This window comes from Pseudonocardia sp. CA-142604, from assembly GCF_050948475.1.
GTDB lineage: Bacteria > Actinomycetota > Actinomycetes > Mycobacteriales > Pseudonocardiaceae > Pseudonocardia > Pseudonocardia alaniniphila.
In genome coordinates this window covers 6,831,216-6,852,143 of record NZ_CP192045.1, presented here as the reverse complement: position 1 = coordinate 6,852,143, position 20,928 = coordinate 6,831,216, and the positions used below count along the sequence as shown (strand labels likewise).

18 protein-coding genes are annotated in these 20,928 nt (G+C 66.5%); 4 read left to right on the top strand and 14 right to left on the bottom strand.

The features are described 5' to 3' along the window. The first annotated feature begins 1 nt into the window (after window position 1). The 3 genes from ACQPZQ_RS31015 (at window position 2) to ACQPZQ_RS31005 (ending at window position 3,891) form a co-directional block, all read left to right on the top strand. Window positions 2-937, top strand: a complete 936-nt coding sequence (locus tag ACQPZQ_RS31015) for an alpha/beta hydrolase (RefSeq protein WP_433286662.1) — start codon at window positions 2-4, stop codon at window positions 935-937. Window positions 938-1,081: 144 nt separating this feature from the next. Further along, window positions 1,082-2,617 (top strand): GMC family oxidoreductase, encoded by a 1,536-nt coding sequence (locus ACQPZQ_RS31010; RefSeq protein ID WP_433286659.1) that lies wholly within the window; start codon window positions 1,082-1,084, stop codon window positions 2,615-2,617. 302 nt (window positions 2,618-2,919) lie between these two features. Continuing rightward, window positions 2,920-3,891 (top strand): helix-turn-helix domain-containing protein, encoded by a 972-nt coding sequence (locus ACQPZQ_RS31005; protein ID WP_433286657.1) that lies wholly within the window; start codon window positions 2,920-2,922, stop codon window positions 3,889-3,891. Between the two features lie 227 nt (window positions 3,892-4,118). On the opposite strand, the gene ACQPZQ_RS31000 is transcribed toward ACQPZQ_RS31005, so the two are convergent. Then, window positions 4,119-5,255, bottom strand: coding sequence for an ABC transporter substrate-binding protein (locus tag ACQPZQ_RS31000; protein ID WP_433286655.1), 1,137 nt, complete (start codon window positions 5,253-5,255; stop codon window positions 4,119-4,121). A gap of 424 nt (window positions 5,256-5,679) precedes the next feature. Here ACQPZQ_RS31000 and ACQPZQ_RS30995 point away from each other — a divergent pair, with 424 nt between their 5' ends. Beyond that, on the top strand, window positions 5,680-6,672 hold the full coding sequence (locus tag ACQPZQ_RS30995; RefSeq protein ID WP_433299436.1) for a zinc-dependent alcohol dehydrogenase family protein: 993 nt from the start codon (window positions 5,680-5,682) through the stop codon (window positions 6,670-6,672). A gap of 511 nt (window positions 6,673-7,183) precedes the next feature. Here the strand turns inward: ACQPZQ_RS30995 and ACQPZQ_RS30990 are convergent. From ACQPZQ_RS30990 to ACQPZQ_RS30930, 13 genes are all read right to left on the bottom strand, one after another. After that, window positions 7,184-8,470 carry an MFS transporter gene (locus tag ACQPZQ_RS30990; RefSeq protein WP_433286653.1) on the bottom strand — a complete coding sequence of 429 codons (1,287 nt, stop codon included), beginning with the start codon at window positions 8,468-8,470 and terminating at the stop codon, window positions 7,184-7,186. Further along, the gene (locus ACQPZQ_RS30985; RefSeq protein WP_433286651.1) at window positions 8,467-8,979 is read right to left on the bottom strand and encodes an aromatic-ring-hydroxylating dioxygenase subunit beta; all 513 of its coding nucleotides are present in this window, start codon (window positions 8,977-8,979) and stop codon (window positions 8,467-8,469) included. The genes ACQPZQ_RS30990 and ACQPZQ_RS30985 overlap by 4 nt, the downstream gene beginning before the upstream one ends. Beyond that, a complete protein-coding gene (locus ACQPZQ_RS30980; protein WP_433286649.1) occupies window positions 8,976-10,178 on the bottom strand; it encodes an aromatic ring-hydroxylating dioxygenase subunit alpha in 1,203 nt (400 codons plus the stop codon). The genes ACQPZQ_RS30985 and ACQPZQ_RS30980 overlap by 4 nt, the downstream gene beginning before the upstream one ends. 276 nt (window positions 10,179-10,454) lie before the next feature. Then, window positions 10,455-11,291, bottom strand: coding sequence for a LuxR C-terminal-related transcriptional regulator (locus ACQPZQ_RS30975; protein ID WP_433286647.1), 837 nt, complete (start codon window positions 11,289-11,291; stop codon window positions 10,455-10,457). Between the two features lie 140 nt (window positions 11,292-11,431). Next, window positions 11,432-11,614, bottom strand: a complete 183-nt coding sequence (locus tag ACQPZQ_RS30970; protein WP_433286644.1) for a GMC oxidoreductase — start codon at window positions 11,612-11,614, stop codon at window positions 11,432-11,434. Continuing rightward, window positions 11,545-12,456 (bottom strand): GMC family oxidoreductase, encoded by a 912-nt coding sequence (locus tag ACQPZQ_RS30965; protein ID WP_433286641.1) that lies wholly within the window; start codon window positions 12,454-12,456, stop codon window positions 11,545-11,547. The genes ACQPZQ_RS30970 and ACQPZQ_RS30965 overlap by 70 nt, the downstream gene beginning before the upstream one ends. Before the next feature lie 738 nt (window positions 12,457-13,194). Beyond that, a complete protein-coding gene (locus tag ACQPZQ_RS30960; RefSeq protein WP_433286639.1) occupies window positions 13,195-14,313 on the bottom strand; it encodes an NAD(P)-dependent alcohol dehydrogenase in 1,119 nt (372 codons plus the stop codon). 58 nt (window positions 14,314-14,371) lie between these two features. Continuing rightward, window positions 14,372-14,908 carry a YceI family protein gene (locus ACQPZQ_RS30955; RefSeq protein ID WP_433286637.1) on the bottom strand — a complete coding sequence of 179 codons (537 nt, stop codon included), beginning with the start codon at window positions 14,906-14,908 and terminating at the stop codon, window positions 14,372-14,374. 235 nt (window positions 14,909-15,143) lie between these two features. Further along, complete coding sequence (locus tag ACQPZQ_RS30950; protein ID WP_433286636.1) at window positions 15,144-16,517, bottom strand: FAD/NAD(P)-binding protein; 1,374 nt, start codon at window positions 16,515-16,517, stop codon at window positions 15,144-15,146. Window positions 16,518-16,654: 137 nt separating this feature from the next. Next, window positions 16,655-17,230, bottom strand: coding sequence for an isochorismatase family protein (locus ACQPZQ_RS30945; RefSeq protein ID WP_433286634.1), 576 nt, complete (start codon window positions 17,228-17,230; stop codon window positions 16,655-16,657). Window positions 17,231-17,752: 522 nt separating this feature from the next. Then, window positions 17,753-18,763 (bottom strand): amidohydrolase family protein, encoded by a 1,011-nt coding sequence (locus ACQPZQ_RS30940; protein ID WP_433286632.1) that lies wholly within the window; start codon window positions 18,761-18,763, stop codon window positions 17,753-17,755. A 513-nt stretch (window positions 18,764-19,276) separates the two neighbouring features. Continuing rightward, the gene (locus ACQPZQ_RS30935) at window positions 19,277-19,864 is read right to left on the bottom strand and encodes a GNAT family N-acetyltransferase (RefSeq protein WP_433286630.1); all 588 of its coding nucleotides are present in this window, start codon (window positions 19,862-19,864) and stop codon (window positions 19,277-19,279) included. Window positions 19,865-19,917: 53 nt separating this feature from the next. Further along, a complete protein-coding gene (locus ACQPZQ_RS30930) occupies window positions 19,918-20,727 on the bottom strand; it encodes a mycofactocin-coupled SDR family oxidoreductase (protein WP_433286628.1) in 810 nt (269 codons plus the stop codon). Window positions 20,728-20,928: the final 201 nt, after the last annotated feature.

The window sequence follows — 20,928 nt, the reverse complement described above, 5'->3', positions numbered from 1 at the left end:
CATGTTCTATAACAAAGTTCCGATTCCGGACGTCGACTCCGAGGCTGCGCGGGCGATCGTCGCGGAGCGGGCGTCCAGGTCGCTGCCCGACCCTGCAACGCCTGACGGGCTGGCGATGCTGCGGTCAGCGGCGGACCACGCACCGCGAGCCGAAGGCGCTGTGGACAAGCTGATCCCGGGTGCTGCCGGTGATGTGCGTATTCGCATCATCCGGCCGGAAGGAACAGCCCGTGCCGTCCTGCTCGACGTGCATGGCGGCGGCTGGTTCGGTGGCAAACCCGAAGAGAATGACTACGCCAACGAACTGACCGCCCAGGAAGCCGACGTGGCGACGGTGAGCGTCGACTACCGACTCGCGCCCGAACACCCCTACCCGGCCGGCCTCGAGGACGTGCTGGCCGCCGTCGAGTGGTTACTCGACAACGCGGTTTCCGAGTTCGGCACCGAGAAGCTGCTCATCGGCGGGAACTCCTCCGGCGCGCATCTTGCGGCGCTGTCGGTGCTGCACGTTCGCGACAGGCTCGGCGCGATCGACCGCGTGGCCGGGGTCAGCCTCGTCTACGGCGTCTTCGACCCCACCCTGACCCTTGCCGAGCGCCTGACGACTCCCGCCACGCCGGTCGTCAACACATCGTTCCTGCGCGCCACCCGCGAGCTGATCTTCCCGGACACGGCCGCGGTGCTGCGCAACCCCACGATCTCCCCGCTGTACGCCGATCTCACCGGCTTGCCGCCTGCGCTGTTCACCATCGGGGAGCTCGACCCGTTGCTCGACGACGCCCTGTTCATGGCAGAGCGCTGGCGTGCGGCCGGCAATGAGGCCGAGATCGACGTGTACCCCGGAGCCATCCACGGATTCATGAGCTCCGTACCGCCGCTCGGGAAACACGCGCAGGCGCGGATCAACTCCTGGATCAACGGTCATATGTCTGCCTAGTACGTGAAGTGCGACTTGTGAGGTGAATCCACAGAGGAGATCACGTCACAAATGTGGGCCGCATCGCTGATTGCAGGAACGTGTGTGTCCTCAGATACTCGGTAAGGCGTGCGTCCGCCGGTACCCGCACAGAAAGCCTGATACGTGAGTTCTGTGGCTCGTTGTCATGACTTCATCGTCGTCGGTGCGGGGACCGCGGGCTGCGTGCTCGCAGCGCGCCTCACGGAGAACCCCGACGTCAGCGTCCTCCTGCTGGAGGCCGGCTCCGGTACGCCGCTGGAGGCCGTTGCCTCGGCCGATGACTGGCCGGCGCTCATCGGCTCGTCGATGGACTGGCAGGACAAGACCGTTGTCCTCGAGAGCACCGGACGAGCGATGGAGTTGCCGCGCGGCCGCGGGCTCGGCGGCTCGTCGGCAATCAATGCCATGGCGTTTCTGCGCGGGCATCGGTCGAGCTACGACGCGTGGGTCACAGCCGGAGCGGAGGGCTGGGGGTTCGCCGACCTGTTGCCCTACTTCAAGCGCACCGAGCACATCGACGGGCGAGACCCCGCTGTGCGCGGCCAGAGCGGGCCGCTGCGGCCCGGGCCGACCGCTCCGCCGCACCCGATCGCGGAAGCCGCGCTCGAGGCGGCCCGGCAGGCCGGCCATCGGATCGCCGGCGACATCAACAGCGGCCTCGAAGAAGGCTTCGGGGTCACGGACATGAGCATCATCGAGGGCAGGCGACAGAGCGCCGCCGATGCCTACCTGCGCCCGGCCCTCGACCGGCCCAACCTCGACCTGGTCACCGACGCGCTGGTGCACCGCGTCGTCCTGAACGGCGACCGGTGCAGCGGGGTCGAATACAGCATCGGGCAGCAGACGTCCATCGCGCAGTGCGACGGGGAGGTCCTGCTCGCAGCGGGGGCCATCGGTTCGCCGCAGGTGTTGCTGGCATCGGGGATCGGACCGCAACGCCATCTCGACGACGTCGGGATCACGGTGCTCGCCGATCTTCCTGGCGTGGGCGCCGACCTGCACGACCACCCGGCGTCCGGTGTCACCTACTACTCGGCCCGAGCCGTCCCGCCGTCGAACGGCAACATCGGAGAGATCAAGGGCCTGATCCGCAGCAGGGACGGTCTTGCCGGCCCGGATCTGCAGATCATGATCGTGTCGCGGCCCCTGCGTCAGCAGATGAGGCCGGGCCCCGGACCGGGGGAGGGCTACGAGATCATCGTCGCACTCATGACGCCGTTCAGTCGTGGATCGGTGCGGCTGGCCTCCGCCGTACCCGGCGCCCCGCCGCTGATCGACCCGCGCTACTACACCGACACCCGCGACGTCGACGCCATGGTCGCCGGCCTGCGCCGTGCCCGTCAGCTCGGGCGGATGCCAGCCTTCGCGCCGTGGCGGGGCGAGGAGTCGGAGCCCGGAGCCGACCTGCGGCGCGAGGAAGACCTCCGCACGTACGTCCAGGACAGCGCCAGCAGCTATTTCCACTATGCGGGTACGTGCCGGATCGGGACCGACCCCGACGCCGTGGTCGACAGCGAACTGCGGGTGCACGGCCTGCGCGGGCTGCGGGTAACGGATGCGTCCGTGATGCCGTCCCCGGTGTCCGCCAACCTCAACGCAACCGTTTATGCCATCGCCGAACGCGCGGCGCAGCTCATCCGGGGCGAGTCCGGCTCGTGACCCTGCCGAAGGGACCCTCCCGCGTCGATGCCGTAATCGGGTGCACGTAAACGAGGAATTCGAGGACTCCCGGCCCTGCTCCCCGGCAGCTTCGGCTGCAATCGGCGGTGACATTCACGTCGGCGGGCGGGCGCGAGATCGCCGATGACATCGATTCTTTTCTCTCCGTCCCCCGCTCGTGCGTCCTGTCTGTGGACTGTGCGCCGGCCCAGTGTGTAAATTGCGTCTCCGGATGGCACCATCCACGCAAACCGGAATGTGGACAATTGTTGATATGTCGTCCCGCGGGTTAGCCTCGGTCCGTGCAGATTCACGAGTTCTCCAGTAGGGAGTTCGAAGACGTCGCCGACGAGTTCTTCATACCGGTGATCGTCCGAACGGCTCCCGGCGTCCGCGGGCGGATGGCGGTGCAGGAGCTGGGCGAGGGCTTGGCGCTCTCCCAGTTGCGTTCGGGCCCGAGGTCGGCGGACCGGACCGACCGGATGGCGGCTAGGGAGTCGGAAGACGACCGGATGCTCTTCGCCGTACAGGTGGCCGGCCGCGGCCGCTTCTCGCAGCACGACCGTCGCGCCGAGCTGGGGGCCGGCATGGGGTTTTTGCACGAGGCGCGCGCTCCCTTCACATGGGTCTCGCAGATCGAGACGCGGCATCTCGTCTTGTCCTTCTCCCGTGAGTTGCTGCCGCTGCGTGCCACCGAGATCACCGAAGCCTGTGGCCGCAGCATGGACCCTGCATCCCCGGCCATGCACACGGTGGCCGCCTACCTCGGTCGGCTGTTCGAGATCGCCGACGGCCTCACCGTGCCGCAGCGACTGGACGCCGGGCACGCCGCGATCGACCTGCTCGTGATGGCGATGCGAGACGTCATCCCCTCGGTCGCCGGCGGCGACGGCCCGGCGGAGGTGCTGCTCGACATGATGCTGATACACGTCCGCGAACACCTGGCCGACCCGAACCTGCAGGTCGAGGAGCTGGCGCGGCGGCACAACGTGTCGGTCAGCCACGTGTACACCCTCTTCGAACGGGTCGGATCCACGCCTGCTTCGTACCTGCGCGAGCAACGGCTGCTCGCGGCGCAGGTGATGCTGTCCGACCCGAGGCACGTCCGGCTCGCGACGTCGGACATCGCGGCTGCGGCGGGGTTCATCGACCGCAGGACGTTCGAGCGGGCGTTCCGGCGACACTACGGGATGACGCCCGGCAACTGGCGCCGCGAGCATTGCCACTCCGGATCTGCTTCCGTAACGCTGGAGGAAGAATTGCCTTCCCGCTGACGAGAGGGCGCCCTTCGTTGAGATGGTTCGCTGCGGTCCACTGGGCGACCGGTTGGGTTTCAGAAAGACGTTCATTCCGGAGGTCTGCACGCCGCCCAGGCCGTGCCTCGCTCAGAGCCTGATCCTCTGGTTGCTGCGGTCCAGGGCAGGAGTGTTACGGGCAGTTGTCTGGCCGAAGCCCCAGGTGGCGCGAGAGAGCATCGCGTCGGTGGGCCTCGCGCCGGGAGTCAGGATGCCGCGCGGAGCTCGGTCTCGATCTCCTGGTAGACGGTGACGGTGTCGGGGTTGACCACGAAGCTGGTGAGTCTGGAGAGGTCGAGGCCGGGACCGCCGAAGATGAGGTCGGCGTGGTCGGTGCCGGGGGGCAGCTTCTGCTGCAGACCGGCGAGGGCGGCGGGATATCCGAGCGACTGGGTGTCGATGACCTGCGCCTGCTCGGTGAGCTGGTGTTTCAGGAACGCGTAGGCGGCGTTGGTATGCGGGGCGCCCCTCGGGATCGCGTAGCAGTCCACCCACAGCTCGCTCGTCGGCGCCGGCACCACCCAGCGCAGGGCGGGGTTCTGCATGATCGCGCGCCGTGCCTGCGACTGGTCGTACAAACTCATCACGATTGAGCCGTTCACAAGCGGGTCGACCTCCGTGCCTCCGAGCTGCGGTTTCGCACGGGTCGCCCAGTCCTTGAGCCGGTCGCCTGCGGCGCGGATCACCGACTGGTCGGTGGTGTTCCAGTCCTGTCCCTGCGTCCACATGACGACCCCGACGTTCTCCCATCCCGAACTGGACAGCCGGACCTTGCCCTGCACACTCGGGCGCTCGCCGGCGTCGAGGAAGTCCTGCCAGGTGCTGATGTTCCCGCCGACGGCGCGCGGGTCGTAGGTCACGCCGAGGACGCCCCAGTCCTTCGGGATCGAGTACTGGTTGTGTGGGTCGTAGTTGTGGCTCAGCAGCGAGGGGTCCAGCGTGGACAGGTCGACCCTGCTGGTATCAATCTTCTCGATCTGGCCGCGGGAGGCGTAGAAGGGGATCCAGCCGGATGTCGGAATGACGAGGTCGAACCCGGTGGCGGGCGCGCTGCCCAGCTTCGCCGCCAAGGTGTCGTTGTCGGCGTATGTGCTGATCTTCGGCGTGATCCCGGTGGCCGCGGTGAACGCGCTGAGGTTCTCCTGGGCGAAATAGTCGGCCCAGCTGTAGATGTCGATCTCCGAACTGCGGCCCGACGGCGGGGCGCTCGCGGACCCGCCGCAGGCTGCGAGAAACGCGGTGGCCGACAGGGCACCCGCAGCGAGGAAGCCGCGGCGGGTGAGGCGACCCGGCGACCTGAACCGGGCCGATGCCGTGGCGGGCACCAGATCGTGCTGTGTCATGAGGTGACTGCCGTTCGTGCAGCGGATGGACGGGATCGGTCGATGCCGTCGACGACGAGGCAGGCACGGCCGTAGGAGGGCTGACTCGAACCTTCTGTCGAGTACGTGCGAATCAGCCATCTCCGGAGGAGCATGCCCATCTCACGATCAATAGTCATGAAACGGTCATGACGGCTTGCAGAAGCCGGCATGACCACCCGCCGATTCACCCCAGTGGACCGCACCGGTCGGTTAGGGGACGGGCATTTTCTCGTCAAGCGGAACGGTATTTCCTCCCCGAGGGTTGTGCAAGCAGGTCCTCGGCGCGCCGTCCGCGAGATCGCGCGAGTGCTGCGGCCGGGCGGGCGGGTAGTGTTGATCGAAAGCGGACTGGGCAACCTTGCTGGGCGATGAAAGGAATACGATTTTGCAATCGCTTGCCTATGTGATTGACAACCCGGGGAGGTTGACGAAGCCGAGCACCCGTCCAGCGCCTCGTCCTCGCGCGGGGGAGGTCTTGTTGCGCATTCGTGCAACGAGTGTAAATTACAAAGATTATCTGGGGGTGGTGACCGGCGAACTGCCTGACCTGACCTGGCCGCGGGTCCCGTTCGCCGACGCCAGTGCTGAGGTTGTCGAGCTCGGTGACGATGTCATGAATGTTGCGGTGGGCGACCGCGTGATCCCTTCCTTCTTTCCGAAGTGGCAGGCCGGCGATCCAACGGCCGACAGTCTCTCGCTCATCCATGGTGACCAGGTGGATGGGATGCTCCAGACCCATGTGTGCGTCTCGTCGGTCTGCCTGGTGCCTGCACCTGCCCACCTGTCGGACGTCGAAGCGTCAACCCTCGGCTGCGCAGGCGTGACGGCATGGCGCGCCTTTTCCAAGGCGAGCGTGAAGCCTGGACATACTGTCGTGATTCAAGGTACCGGGGGTGTGTCGCTCTTCGCTCTCGGGTTTGCCAAGATGGCCGGTGCTACGGTCATTCTCACATCATCCTCGGACTCCAAGTTGGAGCGCGGACGCGCGCTGGGCGCGGACCACACGATCAACTACAGGCGGACGCCGGAATGGAGCACGGCGGTCGTGGACATAACCGATGGGCGCGGAGCGGACGCAATCATCGATGTCGGCGGTGGTCAAACGCTTGCCCAGTCGGTTCAGTCCGCCCGGATCGGCGGCCACATCGCCTGTGCCGGTTTCGTGGGTGGTCGTGAAAGCGCGGCGTTCCCCAACGTTTTGGTCATGGCCAAGAATATCACCATGGTAGGGTCGACCGTCGGCAGTATCGAGGACACTGCCGACATGTGCCGAGCGATTGATGCTCACAAGTTCCGGCCGTCGATCGACCGAGTATTTCCCTTTGACGAGGCGCAAGATGCGGTTGACCATCTTCTCGCGCAAGGGCACTTCGGGAAGGTGTCGATAACGATTTGAGCGCACCGCTGTCGGTGTCTTCGATGATGTCGAAGCGACGCTGCGGGCCCACCGACGGTCGGGCAGGCGAGCACCCGGGCAGCGGTCAGGCGGGCAGAGTGCTTGCCGTGCGTCGGCGGGCATTCGTATGCGGGCGAGGGCTGCGCAGGCCGTTGAGAACTTCGGTCAGGCTGACCTCGAGGTGGCGGATGTCGCCGGTCGCCCGTAGCAGATGCGCGCCGCCGTTGATCGTGGTGAGGATCGTGGTGGCGGCGAGGTCGGCCTTGATGGCGGGGTCGATCGTTCCCGAGTCCTTGAGAGCCTGGACGCCCGTCCTTCGCCGTGAGCACGCGTTCCATTCCTCTCAGCGTAGGTGACATGTCGAAGCGTCTTGGCCGAGCGTGTGGAATGGTGCGACGAGTCGCAGCGGGGAGCGGTCCATGACCTGGCCGTGTGCGGTGGCCTCGTTCTCGGCGGTGCGCCGGTTCTTTCAGCGCCTCCGCTCATCGACGGCCGTGGACGCCGGCTTTCTTCATTGCGTTCCGTGGCCGGCAACGGGCGTGACGGTGCCGAGGTTCTTGCCGAAGTGGATGCCTTTTGCCTCGGTGCCGAGCAGGGTGAGGGCGGCGACGGCGAAGAGAACGGGGACGATCGTGACGGTCAGGGCGTAGGGGTAGCCGTGGGTGGCGGCGAGGCTTTGTTGGATGGGCAGGTTGAAGGCGGCGAGGCAGTTGCCGAGTTGGTAGGTGACGCCGGGATAGAACCCGCGGATGGTGTCGGGGGACATCTCGGCCAGGTGGGCGGGGATGACGCCCCAGGCGCCTTGGACGATGATCTGCATGAGGAATGAGCCCAGGGCGAGCAGGCCCGCGGTGTGGGAGAGGGCGAACAGCGGGACGATGGGCAGCCCGAGCACGGCACAGAAGGCGATGGTGTGGCGGCGGCCGTAGCGCTCCGACAGAGTGCCGAAGACGAGTCCGCCGAGGGTTGCGCCGACGTTGTAGAGCACGGCGATGCCAGTGGCGGTGGCCGCCTGGAGGCCGGCGCCACCGTCGTGCTTGGCCTGCAGGAAGGTGGGGTAGATGTCCTGCGTGCCGTGACTGAGCCAGTTGAAGGCTGTCATGAGCAGGATGAGGTAGCCGAAGCGGCGGACGACCGCGGGGTTGAGCAGCACGTCGCGGATCGAGGAGTTGGCCATCCGCATCTGCCGGCGGGTGTCGGTCCAGACTTCCGATTCACGGACGCGAGCCCTGATCAGCAGGCTGATCAGGGCAGGGATGATGCTGAGGGCGAACAGCCAGCGCCACGACAGACCGAAGACGGTGAGCACGAGCAGGGAAGCCAGGGAGGCGAGCAGGTAGCCCAGGGAGTAGCCCTGCTGCAGCAGGCCGGAGAAGAAGCCGCGGCGGCGGACGGGAATCTTTTCCATGGCCAGTGCGGCGCCCAGGCCCCACTCGCCGCCCATTCCGATTCCGTAGAGCAGTCGCAGGATCAGCAGCACGGTGAAGTTGGGTGCGAACGCGCAGAGGAACCCGACCAGGGAGTAGAAGCAGACGTCGACGAGCAGCGGGATGCGACGTCCCATGCGGTCGGCCCACAGCCCGAAGATGATCGCTCCGACCGGGCGCATCACCAGCGTCGCGGTGGTGATGAAGGCCACCTGCGTCAGCGAGATGCCGAAGTCCTCGGCGATGTCGGCGTAGACGAACACGACGACGAAGTAGTCGAACGCGTCCATCATCCAACCCAACAGGGCCGCAATGAATGAATTGCGCTGATCGGCTGTCAGTGCGGTCAGCGAATCTCCGGTCTTGGTCACAAGAAGATCCCGAGGTTTTTCGTTCCCAGCGATGCCTGGTCGAGCAGGACTCGCCGCCTGCTGATTTTCAGCTCGCCTGCCACCCACCGCAGATGATCGGTGCGTTCACCGACGATGAGGTCGTAGCGCCCACGGTCGCCTCGGCTACGGAAGAGCATGAGGTTGCCCACCACCCGATAGCCGTCGTCGTTCGCCGTGATCCTGAGATTGGTGACGAACCGGCGGGTCATCGATCGAGGATCCTCGGCCCATGCGACATTGGTGCCCAGCCGCCGCACCCGCAGTCCCAACGACTGGAGATTGTCGTCGAACCAGCAGATTTCCTCGACCACGTCCGGGTTGCCGGCCTTACGAGTGACACGGATCGGGGCCATGTACTCGACATCGTCGGTAAAGAGCGTCAGCCACTCTTCGTAGCGGCCCGCGTCCAGCAATGCTGCCTCGTCGACAAGCAGATCATGGACCGCCATCCGGGTCTCGATGTCGACGCGGGACGGCGTGGCGGTCATTCGAACTCCCGTCCGACCAGGTAGTCCAACCATGTGCGGTAGAACGTGCGCCCGGCCGCCTCGTTGAACTTGCCGTCATAGACGTCTCCCGGGCCGGGGAAGTCCTGCAACGGCTGCATGCCGAGGCCCATCTCGTAATGCAGGAACACCTCGTCCGCGCGGCTGAGCGACGCCGTGGCGTTGTGGGTCTGGGCTTCCCAGTTCTCCGTGTCGTCCTGGTCGAACATGCCGGACGCGCCGAAGGTCTGGGTGTACATCTTGCGCCCGAGGGTCTTCCACCAGGCCGGCGCGTTCTTCTCCACCAGGTGCCACGACCACACCTGCGCCTGACCCGGGCCGATCGGTTGCCAAGACCGCAACATCATCCCGCTGACCAGGCGCCCGTCGATGTCGATGAAGCTCGGGATCAGGAAAGAGAGGTTCGGGAAGACATTGCCGTGGACGTTTTTCACCCGCGTCAACAGGCTCAGCTGATGAGGACTCAGCCTGCTGGCGTACTCGTCCGCGAGTTCGGCGGGGAAGTACGAGCCCTCCTCGTCGCCGTGCACCCCGACCCCCAGACCGTGCCCACCACCAGGGTCGACGTGGTAGCCGTCGCGGCCGAAGTCCACTTTCTCCACCAGTCCCAACCGCGCCAGGAACGAGTGTGCGGTGGCTGTGTGATAGGCGTCAGCGGTGAAGTTCTCGGACGGCAGTTTCCAGCCGGTCGGAACCACCCATTTCTGGGGGACCCCCACGACCTCCATGTCGGCACGCCCCACCACGAGGTCCAGGTACCAGGCGACATTGCCGAGATAGCTGACGAGCTGAGGAGGGTGTTTGCTCCACGTGGCGAAGACCAGGCCCTGGTAGATGTCGACCTTCGCCTCGATGAGGTGCAGTGCGTCGCGATCCAGGCCGCCCGGGTAGGCGACTCGCTCATACGGCGCTCCGACCAGCGTGCCGAGGAACTCGCCCTTACTGCCGTAGGTGAAGCCGTGGTATGAGCACCGCCACACGTTCGTGGAGCCGAAGTCCTCACATGCCAGACGCATGCCGCGGTGCCGGCAGGAGTTGAGGAAAACCCTGACCGTCCGATCGTCGCCGCGAGCGACGATAACCGACTCCTCGCCCATGTCGCGAATCACGAACGAACCCGCCTCGGGCAGCTCCGACGCGTGCGCGACGAACAGCCACGCCTCGCGGAATACGGTCGACATCTCGAGCCGATAAACATCCGGGTCGGAGTAGATGAACATGGGAATCCGACCGTATTCAGGATGAACGGTCTCGATCAGCCGAGAACGGACACGGTCGATGGCAGGCGCATGCATCATCGAATACCTATTGTGCCTCGGCGGTGGCGTGGCGGTTCGGTTGGACTGTGCATGGACTCATCGTCATCTCTTTGCATGCAGCATGGCGATAACCCCGGCGAGGCATATTTTCGAGGAAGTGGGCGGTTGCGGCCCAGCGGATAGCTTTCGAGCGAGGGATCAAAGTCCGTCTCGCTTGCTCTGAAGGTAGCGGAGAGCATCGAGACGGGATCGCACACCGATCTTGTTGAAGATATGCTTCATGTGCTGCTTGACGGTGTTCGTCGCGATCCCCAGGTCGATGGCGATCTCGGCGTTCTGCAGGCCGCTCATGGCGAGGACGAGCACTTCGCGTTCGCGCTTGGTCAGTACCTCGGTGACATCGCAACCGGCGCCGACGGCGGGGTCGTGGTCGCCGGTCTGCAGGCCGTCCAGTCGAAGGGTATGGGTGTCTCCGTCCGACCAACTGGGCGGGGTCAAGGGCTCCACCACCGGTCTGCCGCGTGAGTGAGTGACCGCGTTGGCCAGCGCGATCGAGAGGAAGCCGCCCAGCCGGTGGGCCACGGTCAAGTCTTGCGGAGTGAAGGGCGGACGCCCGGTCCGTCGTGCAACGGAGGCCGTCCCCACCGGCCTGCCGCTGCGGAGAAGCAGCGCGAACAGGCAGTGCTCGAAACCGTACCGCGACAGAACGATGCCTACCGGAGATTGCTGGTGCTCGCCTGCTTCGTTGTGGATCATTGCGTCGTGCACGGGAAACCGCGTGGCGAACGACCGTTGCCGATAGACGTCCGTGTGACGGGAGATCGACTCGAAGTCGACGAGCATGCTCACCGGTGCGCCTTTGATCGTGGCGACCAAGCCCCGATGGCGGTGATCGATCAGATGGATCGCGCCCGAGTCGGCTTGCAACATGCGAATGAGGTCCGGCAATGTCCGCCGCTGGACGGTGACAGGATCGAGCGAGCCGCACGCCCGCTCGCCAAATAGGGCAACGTCCTGCCAGTCAATGCCGCTCATGCGGATGGTGATTCCTCCCGGGTGCATCGAGACGCGATTCCGCTCGCCACGGTGTGGCCGCCCCGAGAGAGGAGGTTTCATGGGTCGCGTCGTGTTCGTACGTCGCCGCACTGGACGGTTCACGGTCGTTGGGCATGTGCTCAGACCCGCGCGGCTGCGTGGGCACGGAGAAGGTGGGCGGCACGCTCGGCGATTCCGTAAACGGTGGCGTTGGTGTTGGCGTTGACAGGGGTCGGCATGATCGAGGCGTCGCTCACCCGCAGTCCCTCGATCCCGCGCACCCGCAACTCCGTGTCGACCACGGCGTATTCGTCGGTGCCCATGCGGCAGGTGCCTGCGTAGTGGAAGTAGGTGTGCACGCTGCGGCGTAGCGCAGGTGCGCCTGCGGGCCGATCCCGGAGCGCATCAGCAGCTGGGGCGAGCCGATCGCACCGGCGGCCAGAACGACGTCACGGTCGCACGTCACGCTCACGACCTCCGAGCCGACCTCGTACTCGAGACCCGTGCATCGCTCGCCGCTGAAGAGGAGCCGGTGCACCAGTGCGTCGGTGACGACATCGAGGTTGGGCCGTTGCAGCGCCGGCCTCAGGTAGGCGTCCGCCGCGCTCTGTCGCCTGCCGTCGAGGATCGTGAACTCCGCCCAGCCGAACCCTTCCTGCACGCCGCTGTCGATGTCGTCGACGAGCGGATGACCGACCTGTCGGGCGGCCTCCAGCATGGTCTCCGACAGTGGATGCGGCGGGGCCACCCGCCACAACCGCAACGGACCGCCGTTGCCCCGCACTGCAGGGTCCCGGCCCTCGACATGCTCACTGCGTTTGAAATACGGCAACAGGTCGTCGAACCCCCAGCCCTTCGCCCCGGCCGCGACCCACGCGTCATAACTCTCCCGGTGGCCCCGGATGAACGACATCGCATTGATCGCCGAGGACCCACCCACACCGCGACCGCGCGGCAACCGCACCCGCGGGCTGCCGGGCGCACTCACCGCCACGTCTCCCCAGTCCATCGAGGAGCCCGCCAGAGACGGCCAGGCCTGGGGATCGGCAGCGGCAGGCAGCGGATCCCGATTCCCTGCCTCCACCAGCAGCACCCGCGTGCCGGCGTCCTCGGTCAACCGGGACGCGAGCACACAACCCGCCGTTCCGGCACCAACGATCACCACGTCGTACGGACCTGAATGAGTAATCAATTAATGGACTCCCACGCAGGCGTCGTAGCGACCACGCAGACACGCCGTGCTGATGCCGCTGATGCCAGAGCCTGGACTCTCATTGTCGAGATCAGGTCCCCACCGTGGATCACGCGGGGGTCACGCGAGATCCACGAACGTCCTGTCGCGCAGGTCGGCGACGAAGTCGCGGTGGGCAGGGATCTACGTCTGCGCTCGACCACCGACGACCCCGTTCGAACGTGCCGCAATGTTCTCTGCAGGAGGAGGTCTGCATCGTCGGGTGGACCGTCCAGCAAGACTTCGGGGGGTACCCCGGCCGGCAACTCTGGAGTTCGCGGAGCGCATCGACTACCTTCCCTGCATTCGGTGCAGGTCTCTAGGTGTTGTTCGAGCGCGATATTCGATGTCATTTCCCCTCCTGTATCCCGTCCAGACGCCCGCCACCCCGCGGGATACTCCCGGGCAAACCGACTCCGCGCGCCGATTCGGCGCTCATCGGCGCGGAAGCATTACCCCGGAAATTTCGGTACTCACAGACAGAAGCGCTTCCGTTCCGCGCCGGCCGGTCACGCCGCTCCAGTGGGGGTGACCAGCCGGCCGGCGGGGGAGCGGCAGGGCTCGGACTAACGAGTCGGGGCCTGTGGGGGCGACTGTCGGGCGGCGGCATCCACTCGTCCACCGAGGCGAGCAGTGCGTGTGCCAGGGCAGGCCCCGGATCGAATGCGACGGTCATGACGGCACGAGCACCGGCTTGATCGTGGTGCCCGCCTTCATGGCCTCTGCGGCCTTCTCGATGTCATCGAGGGGAAAGGTGCCGACGAGCTTCTCGACCGGCAGCCTGCCCGTCGCCACCAGAACGGCCAGCCGAGGCAGGAAAACCGGTGGATTGCTCCGTCCCTCGACGACACCGACGACCCGTTTGCTGCCGTTGACCAGGTCGGCCACGTCGAGCGGAGCGGTCACGCCGAACGGGGGCACGCCGACGACGGCGGCGGTGCCGCCGATCGCGAGGCTCTGGATCGCCTGAGCCAGCACGGCGGGCACCCCGCTGCTCTCGACCAGGTACTGCGGGCCGCCACCGGTGATCTCCGTGACCCGCTCGCGGGCGTCCTCGGTGCGGGAGTTGACGACATCGGTCGCGCCCAGCGTGCGGGCGACATCGAGGCGCACGTCCTGCACGTCGACGACGACGATCTTGCTGACCGGCAGCATCGCCGCCGCCATCACCGCCGACAACCCGACCACGCCTGCCCCGAAGACGGCCACCGTGCCGCCCGCCTCGGGGGCCAGCGTGTTGAGCACTGCCCCCGCGCCGGTCTGGATGCCACAGCCCAGCGGCCCGAGGACCGAGGACGCTACGTCGGCTGCCACATCGGGGACCCGGATGGTGTTGCGCTCGCGGGCCAGCGCGTAGTCGGCGAAGGATGACTGACCGAAGAAATTGCCGTGCACCGGCGCGTCGCCGTCCCACAACGTGGGTGTGCCGTCCGGGCGCGCACCGTTCGTGAAGTTGTAGGCCACGAACTCCACGCAGCGCGACGGTTCGCCGGACACGCACCACACGCAGTGTCCGCACGAGTCGAAGGTCAGCATGACCCGGTCGCCGGGACGCACCGAGGTCACCCCGGCCCCGACGGCCTCGACGCGTCCGGCGCCCTCGTGGCCCGCGACACCGGGTAGTGGGAACGGGAATTCCCCTGCCCGAACGGCGAGATCGGCGTGGCACATTCCGACGGCCTCGACGCGGACGAGCACCTCGTCGGCGGCGGGCTCGTCGATCGTCAGATCCCGGCGGTTGAACTCCGTACCTGCACTGCTGACCACCATGGCGGTGGTTCGGCGGCTCATCGTCGCACTGCTCCAAATCTCGTCGGCCCGGGGCAGGCCCGCTCGGGCCGATGCGGGGTCAGCTCTCCCGGGTGGTCTGGAGCTCGAGGCTGATGTCGGTCGCGTCACCGATGAGTAGCGGACCGCCCACCTTCGAGACGTTGCCGTTCACGCCGAATGCGGACCGTGAGACGCGCCCGGACGCGGTGAAGCCCATCCGGAAGGCGCCGGTCTGATCCTCGCCATCGCCGGAGAATCGGACCTCGAGTTCGACGGACCGGGTCGTGCCCCTGATGGTCAGGTCGCCGGCCACCAGGAACCGGTCGCCGTCCGGGACGAGGCCGCTCGATGCGAACGTTGCCACCGGGTGGTTCGCCGCGTCGAAGTAGTCGGCCGAGCGCAGGTGGTCATCACGCGCGCCGACGCCGGTCGAGAGGGTGGTCACGTCGATCTGCGCCTGGACGGAGGACTTGGTGAGATCCTCGGCGATCTCCAGGCTGCCGGACAGCCCCCTGAATGTCCCCCGCACGCGCGCGCCCACGAAGTGGGTGGCGAACTGGAGGAACGAGTGGACCGGATCGAGGGCGTACCGACCGGCAGGGATGTCGATGCTCATTGTTACTCCTTCGCGCAGGCCTTATGAGGCCGTCGACGTCACGGCTCACGATTGTTCGGCTGAACATGTTGGCGATGATCGACACCCACGCCCCGCATTTCTCAACCGATCGAGGGCAGGGCGAGGTTGATGATGGTGGTGTCCGGGCCGACGGGGAGCGGCCCGATGCAGGAGACGGCCAGAATCGCCGGATTTCGACGTCGCCCGAGCTCGGAGGCGTTCGTCTTCTGCGTTTTCATTGTCCTGCGGCGGGCATCGCGGTGCGACTCAGCGCACTGGTGTTGGTGAGGTGCGTGGCGAGTCGGGCGGCTTGGTTGCGGATCTCGGGGACGGATATGGCTTCCCAAGCGGTGCCTCTGGTGGGTGGGCCGAGGGTGTAGATGCCCGGCACGACCTCGCCGCGGTTGTCGAGGAGTTCACCATTTTCGGTGCAGGCGACGCCGAGGCCGAGTGGGTCCGGGGTGATGGTGCCGCGGTCGAGCAGGGCTCGCAGGAGCGGGTTGGTGGTCATCGTGACGTCGCTGAGGGGACCGGTGCAGTTGACGAGTGCGTCGACGTCGAGCGTGGTGTCGGCGAGGTGCACGCGGCAGTGGGTGCCCAGGTCGTCGACGTGGCGGAGCCCGCCGGCGTGGAGGGTGAGTCTCCCGGTGTCGCGGTGGGCGGTGATGCGGGCGGCGATCTGGGGGGCCATGCGGTTGCGGTGCACGTGCCAGGTGTGTTCGTAGGTGGTGAGGAAACGCCGGCGCTGGGTGTGGTCGAAGCGGCGCCAGATCGACTGGGATTGTGGGCGTAGGCCGTCGAGGACGGCGCGCCAGTCGACGCCGTGGTTTTGGGCTGCGGCGATCTGGTCGTAGACGAGGTCGGCGACTCCGTCGGCGGTCAGGGGGCCGGGTGGGATGGGGGTGGGCCAGTCGGGCAGTAGGTGTTCGAGGTGGGTGCGGGGGAGTTGGCCGTGGCGGCTGACCATTGCCACCCGGCGCTGGGGTGTGTCGTCCAGGAGGGTGATGGCTGCGTCGATGGCGGTGAGGCCGCTGCCGGCGAGGACGACGGTGGCGTCGTTGGGTACGCGGGTCAGTGTGTTGAGGTCCCAGGGGCTTTGCAGGTGCCATGAGGCGTCGGGGAGCGGGCCTGTTGCGGTGGCCAGCCGGCGGGGAGCGGAGACGCCGTGGGCGAGCACGATTTTTCTGGCCTGGGAGGTCCCGCAGTCGGTGCTGATCTTGAAGCCACCGCTGTGGGGCGCGATGTCCTGGACGGTGGCGGTGACGGTGGTCAGTCGGTGGCCGCGGAACTGGGTGATGAGGTCTTGCAGGTAGTTGCCGTAGATCATGCGTGGCAGGAAGTCGGTGGGTGTCCATCCGTGTCCGGCGTGTCGGGCCCAGTTCGCGAAGTGGTCGGGTTCGTCGGGGAATGCGCTCATGATCTGTGCGCGGAGGTTGAGCAGATGCCGGGGATCGGTGGTGCCGTAGGCGACGCCGAGGTGCCGGCGGCGGGGGTCGGGCTCGAACAGTTTGATGCGGAGATCGGGGTCGCTGCTGGTGCGCAGCAGGTGAAGTGCGGTGAGCGTGCCGCTCGCGCCCGCGCCGACGATCGCCACAGTCGTCGCCTGCACGCGGTTCCGATCCGCCGAAGCGATATCCACGCCGTCACTCACACTGCACTCCCATCTTCCCGGGCCCGACATGTGCACGCCGGCGGGTGGGGTCGACCGCGTAGCGGCTGCCCCCGGGTGTCGGCGCCCTGTCCGGTTCAGCGCTTGGTGTAAGAGTCGGCGATCTGGCCCACGAGCACGGCGAAGGGCATGTCGAGAGCGGCGTAGACGTCCGCTGCGAGCGGGTCGGCATTGTCGGCGAGGATTTCGACCATCACGTTCGAGTAGTCGACCGGGATTACCCCTGCCTGCGCCATCCGCGCCAAACCAGCTTCCCTCTTTGCCTGCCAGAACGTTCCCGACGCGTCGATAGCGGCGTAGGTGTCGAACCCTTCGGCCGTCGCGGCCAACGCCGGAAGCGCGAGACATACTTCGGTCGACACTCCGGTGATGATGAGCTTCTTTCGACCGGTCGCCCGGATGGCGCCGACGACACGTTCGTCGTCCCAGGCGTTGACGGTGGACCGGTCGATCACCCCCAGGTCCGCAGGCAGTGCCGCGGCCAGTTCCGGGATGAGCGGGCCCCACATACTGTCGGCTGCGGTCGTGGTGACCACCAACGGCAGCCCCAACACCTGGGCGGCCTTGGCCAGCGCCACGACGTTGTGCTTCAGATCGCCGACCGGGATATCCCGGACGCCGCTGTAGAGGCCGACCTGGTGGTCGACGAGCACTACCGCGGCGTTGTCTCGGGTCAGCCGCTCGGTGAATCTGTTTGCAGACATGACGTCTCCTCATATCGGGAACGAATAGGCATGAATCGGGCGATCCGAGCGGCCAACGCCGACCATTCGACCGATATCAGGAGTCCTAAGGCCGGGCCGAAGTAGTCATACTCCACGACTATCACAGGGCTGGACTCGCCGCAAGGTTGCGGAGTGCGGACTGCCGCTGAGTAGCCGCGTGTTCATCAACGCGTCACCGGACGCCGGGGTCTTGATTCGATTATCGAGCGATCATATAGGCAGGTCGAAACGATCAACTCGGAATATTTCGGGCGATCCCACATCTCGGCCGACACGGCCGAACGCTCCTCCATGAGGGGGCTTCGGGTGGGCGGGGCCACCGCGGATCTCCCGCCTTCTCACGCTCCAGATTTAGTCATAGATCTGGACTAACATGCGAGGTGGCGCATGAGCGGTCCCCTTGACCCTCCCGCCTGCGCCCCGACGATCCTCCAGGACGTCGACCGGGCGTCAGTCCTTGATGTTGAGCAGCCGTGACGCGGTCTGGCTGCGGATGAGCTCCTTGTCCTCGTCGCTCAGCCCACGCACGCCCTCGAGTTGTCCGAGCGGGTCGTAGTACCCCATGTCGAAGGGGTAGTCCGTGCCCAGCACGACGTGAGCGGCCCCCATCTGCTGGATCAGGAACTCCAGGTGCACGGAGTCGAAGACCATCGAGTCCACGTAGACCTGCTTGAGATACTCGCTCGGGAACCGCGTGATGTGGTGGCGGCCCTCCGGGCGCAGCTCGTAGGAGTGGTCGATCCGAGCGGAGTAGAACGGCAGGTACCCGCCGCCGTGCACGAAGCAGAGCTTCAGTCCCGGGTACTCCTCCAGCACCCCACCGTGGATGATCCGGTTGAGGGCGATGGTCGTGTCCAGCGGATTGCCGATCACGTTGGACATGTAGTACTTCTGAAACCGCTGGCCGTGGGTGAATCCGTTGGGGTGCACGAGCACCACGACGTCGAGCTCCTCGGCCTTTGCGAAGAACGGCCGGTACCGGGGGTCGTCGAGGTCGAGCCCGAAGACGTTCGTGTTGATCTCCGCGCCGCGGAAGCCGAGATCGCGCACGCAGTACTCCAGCTCCGTGACGGCGGAGGACACGTCCTGCATCGGCACGGTGGCCAGCCCGACGAATCGGTCCGGGTGGTCGTGGACCATCGAGGCCAGGTTCTCGTTCTGCATCCGCGCCAGCCGCCGGCCCAGCTCAACGTCGGTCCAGTAGTAGAACTGCGGGGGTGCCACCGAGAGGGCCTGGATGTCGATACCCATCTTGTCCATGTCGGCGATCCGGACGGCGGGGTTGGTCATCATCGGTGCGATCTCGGCGACGTGCCGCGCCTGGTGCTCCTTGGTCTCGGCACTCGTGTAATAGGAGAACGGCTCATACTCAGGTTCCATGAGGCCGGCGACGAGTTCCTGGCAGGCGGGGGTGAAGACGTGGGCGTGGATGTCCACGGTGCGGCCGCGGAAGCGGGTCATGCGCATGTCCTCTCTATGAACAGATCCCCATGGGACGGCTTTCAGTCGTGTTCCCCGTCGCCGGCCGGTGCCCGACGTGCGACCGCCGTCGCCGGGATGTGGAGCGGGCCCCGGGATGTGTCGAAGTGCAATGGGTCACATGAGCTTTCCATTTGTCGCCGGACGGTCATGCCGACCGTAAGTAATGCACGCGTCCCCGCGACATACCTCTTGCGGGTCATATCCGCGGGTTCGGTGTGCGGCGGGGAATATTTCTGCGCATCCCGTCGAATGGTCGAGAGTGCCGGTTACGGAACGGTGCGCATGAGATTGGGCCGGTGCGAAGAAGTGACGTCCTCCAGGGCGGGTCGACTCACTGCCGGCCCGATCAATCCGGACGGTTCAGGGCGAAGCAGGCGGCCGTCGAGATACCGATGGGGATCCGACTGGAGGTCCATCTCCGATGCGCCGGCCGCGATCAGGCGTGTGCCAACACCCGGGAAGGGCGAGTACGGGCGCCGGCCACCCGAGGATTCACGACGAGATGGGATTTCTCCACATGGGATACAGGCTGGGGCCACCGGGAATGTCTATGGTGACGGCAAGGCGACGGTAGCCGAAGCGCTCGTACAACTTCGCGCTCCGCTGGTTGCTGGCGGTCAGGTAAGCGGCCCTGCCGCGCTCGTCCAGCGAGGCGTGCCGATGATCGAGTAATGCTGCCCCGCGTCCGGTACCCTGCCATTCAGGGCGAACCGCAATCAATGGCAGATAGTCGTGGTCGATCGAAGTGGGATGGATTGCCGCGGAGCGTTCCCCGAGCGCTCCGATTCGAGCAGCACTGCTCGGCCCCACGGAGTTCTCGAACATCCTGGCAATGTCCGGAGTCCGGGTGCGGCGCGCCGATACATCGACAGGGAGCCACAGCGCCGCTCCCGTTCGATCGCCGGTCAGATAGACCTCCCCATGGGCGTAGGCCACCTCGACAAGTGGCCAGAAGAAGGGAGGATGCTGGGTCTCCCGCTGTGCTTCGTCGGGAAAAAACCAGCGGCATACAGGATCGTCGAAGAAGGCGGTCGACAGGATGTCCACGACCTCACCGACGTCGGACGTGTCCGACCGCACGACGCCGACCTTCGACAACTCGTCCGACCGCCTGGCCGGGGTCGCCGGGCTGGTCACCGCTGGAGGAGCCCGGCGTCCACCGGCAGCGACACACCCGTGACGTAGCGGGCCTCCTCGGAGGCGAGCCACACGATGGCATTCGAGACGTCCACCGGCTCGACCATCTCCACCGGCAACGCGTTCTGCAGGTTGATCGCGCCGTCCGCGCTGGATATCGCCTGCGCCATGAAGTCGTTGACGATCATCGGCGTGTTGACGCCCGTCGGGTGCACGGTGTTGACCCGGATGAAGTGCGGGGCCAACTCGTTGGCCAGAGTGCGCATCAGACCGACCAGACCGTGCTTGGCCGCCACGTAGTGCGCCGCACCCGTCATCCCCTTCAGCCCCGCGGCCGAACTGGTGATCACGATCGAGCCGCCGTTGCCGGCCTGGATCATCGCCGGCACCGCCGCCTTCACGGTCTTCCACGCTCCCGTGAGGTCGACCGCGATCATCTCCTCCCACTCCTCATCGGTCAGCGACCAGGCGTTCTCCGCAACCCCACCGATGCCCGCGTTGGCACACACCACGTCCAGGCGGCCGAACTCGCGCACCCCCTCGTCGACCAGGGTCTGCACCGCCGCCGAGTCACGCACGTCCGCCTCACGCGCCATGATCCGGCAGTCGAGGTCCTCCACGAGCTTGACCGTCCGCTCGAGATCCTCGGGCGCCGCCATCGGATAGGGCACCGTGTCGAGCTGACGGCAGATGTCGAACGCGATGATGTCCGCGCCCTCCTGCGCCAGCCGCACCGCGTGCGACCGTCCCTGCCCCCGCGCCGCGCCGGAGATGAGAGCGACCTTGCCTTCGAGACGGCCTGCCATGCTGATCTCCTCCTCGTCCGTTGTCAGGGCGCCGAACAATCGCGTCCGTGTCCTTGCGGGTGCTCGCTCCGCCGGCGGACAGGGCTGCGCGCGAATCGGACGTGTCCGGGGAGCACGTTCGATCTCACGATCGCTGGTCATGAACCGGCGGCGGCTTACAGGCGGTCGGCATGAACGTCTTTGGAGCCCACCAGAGCCACC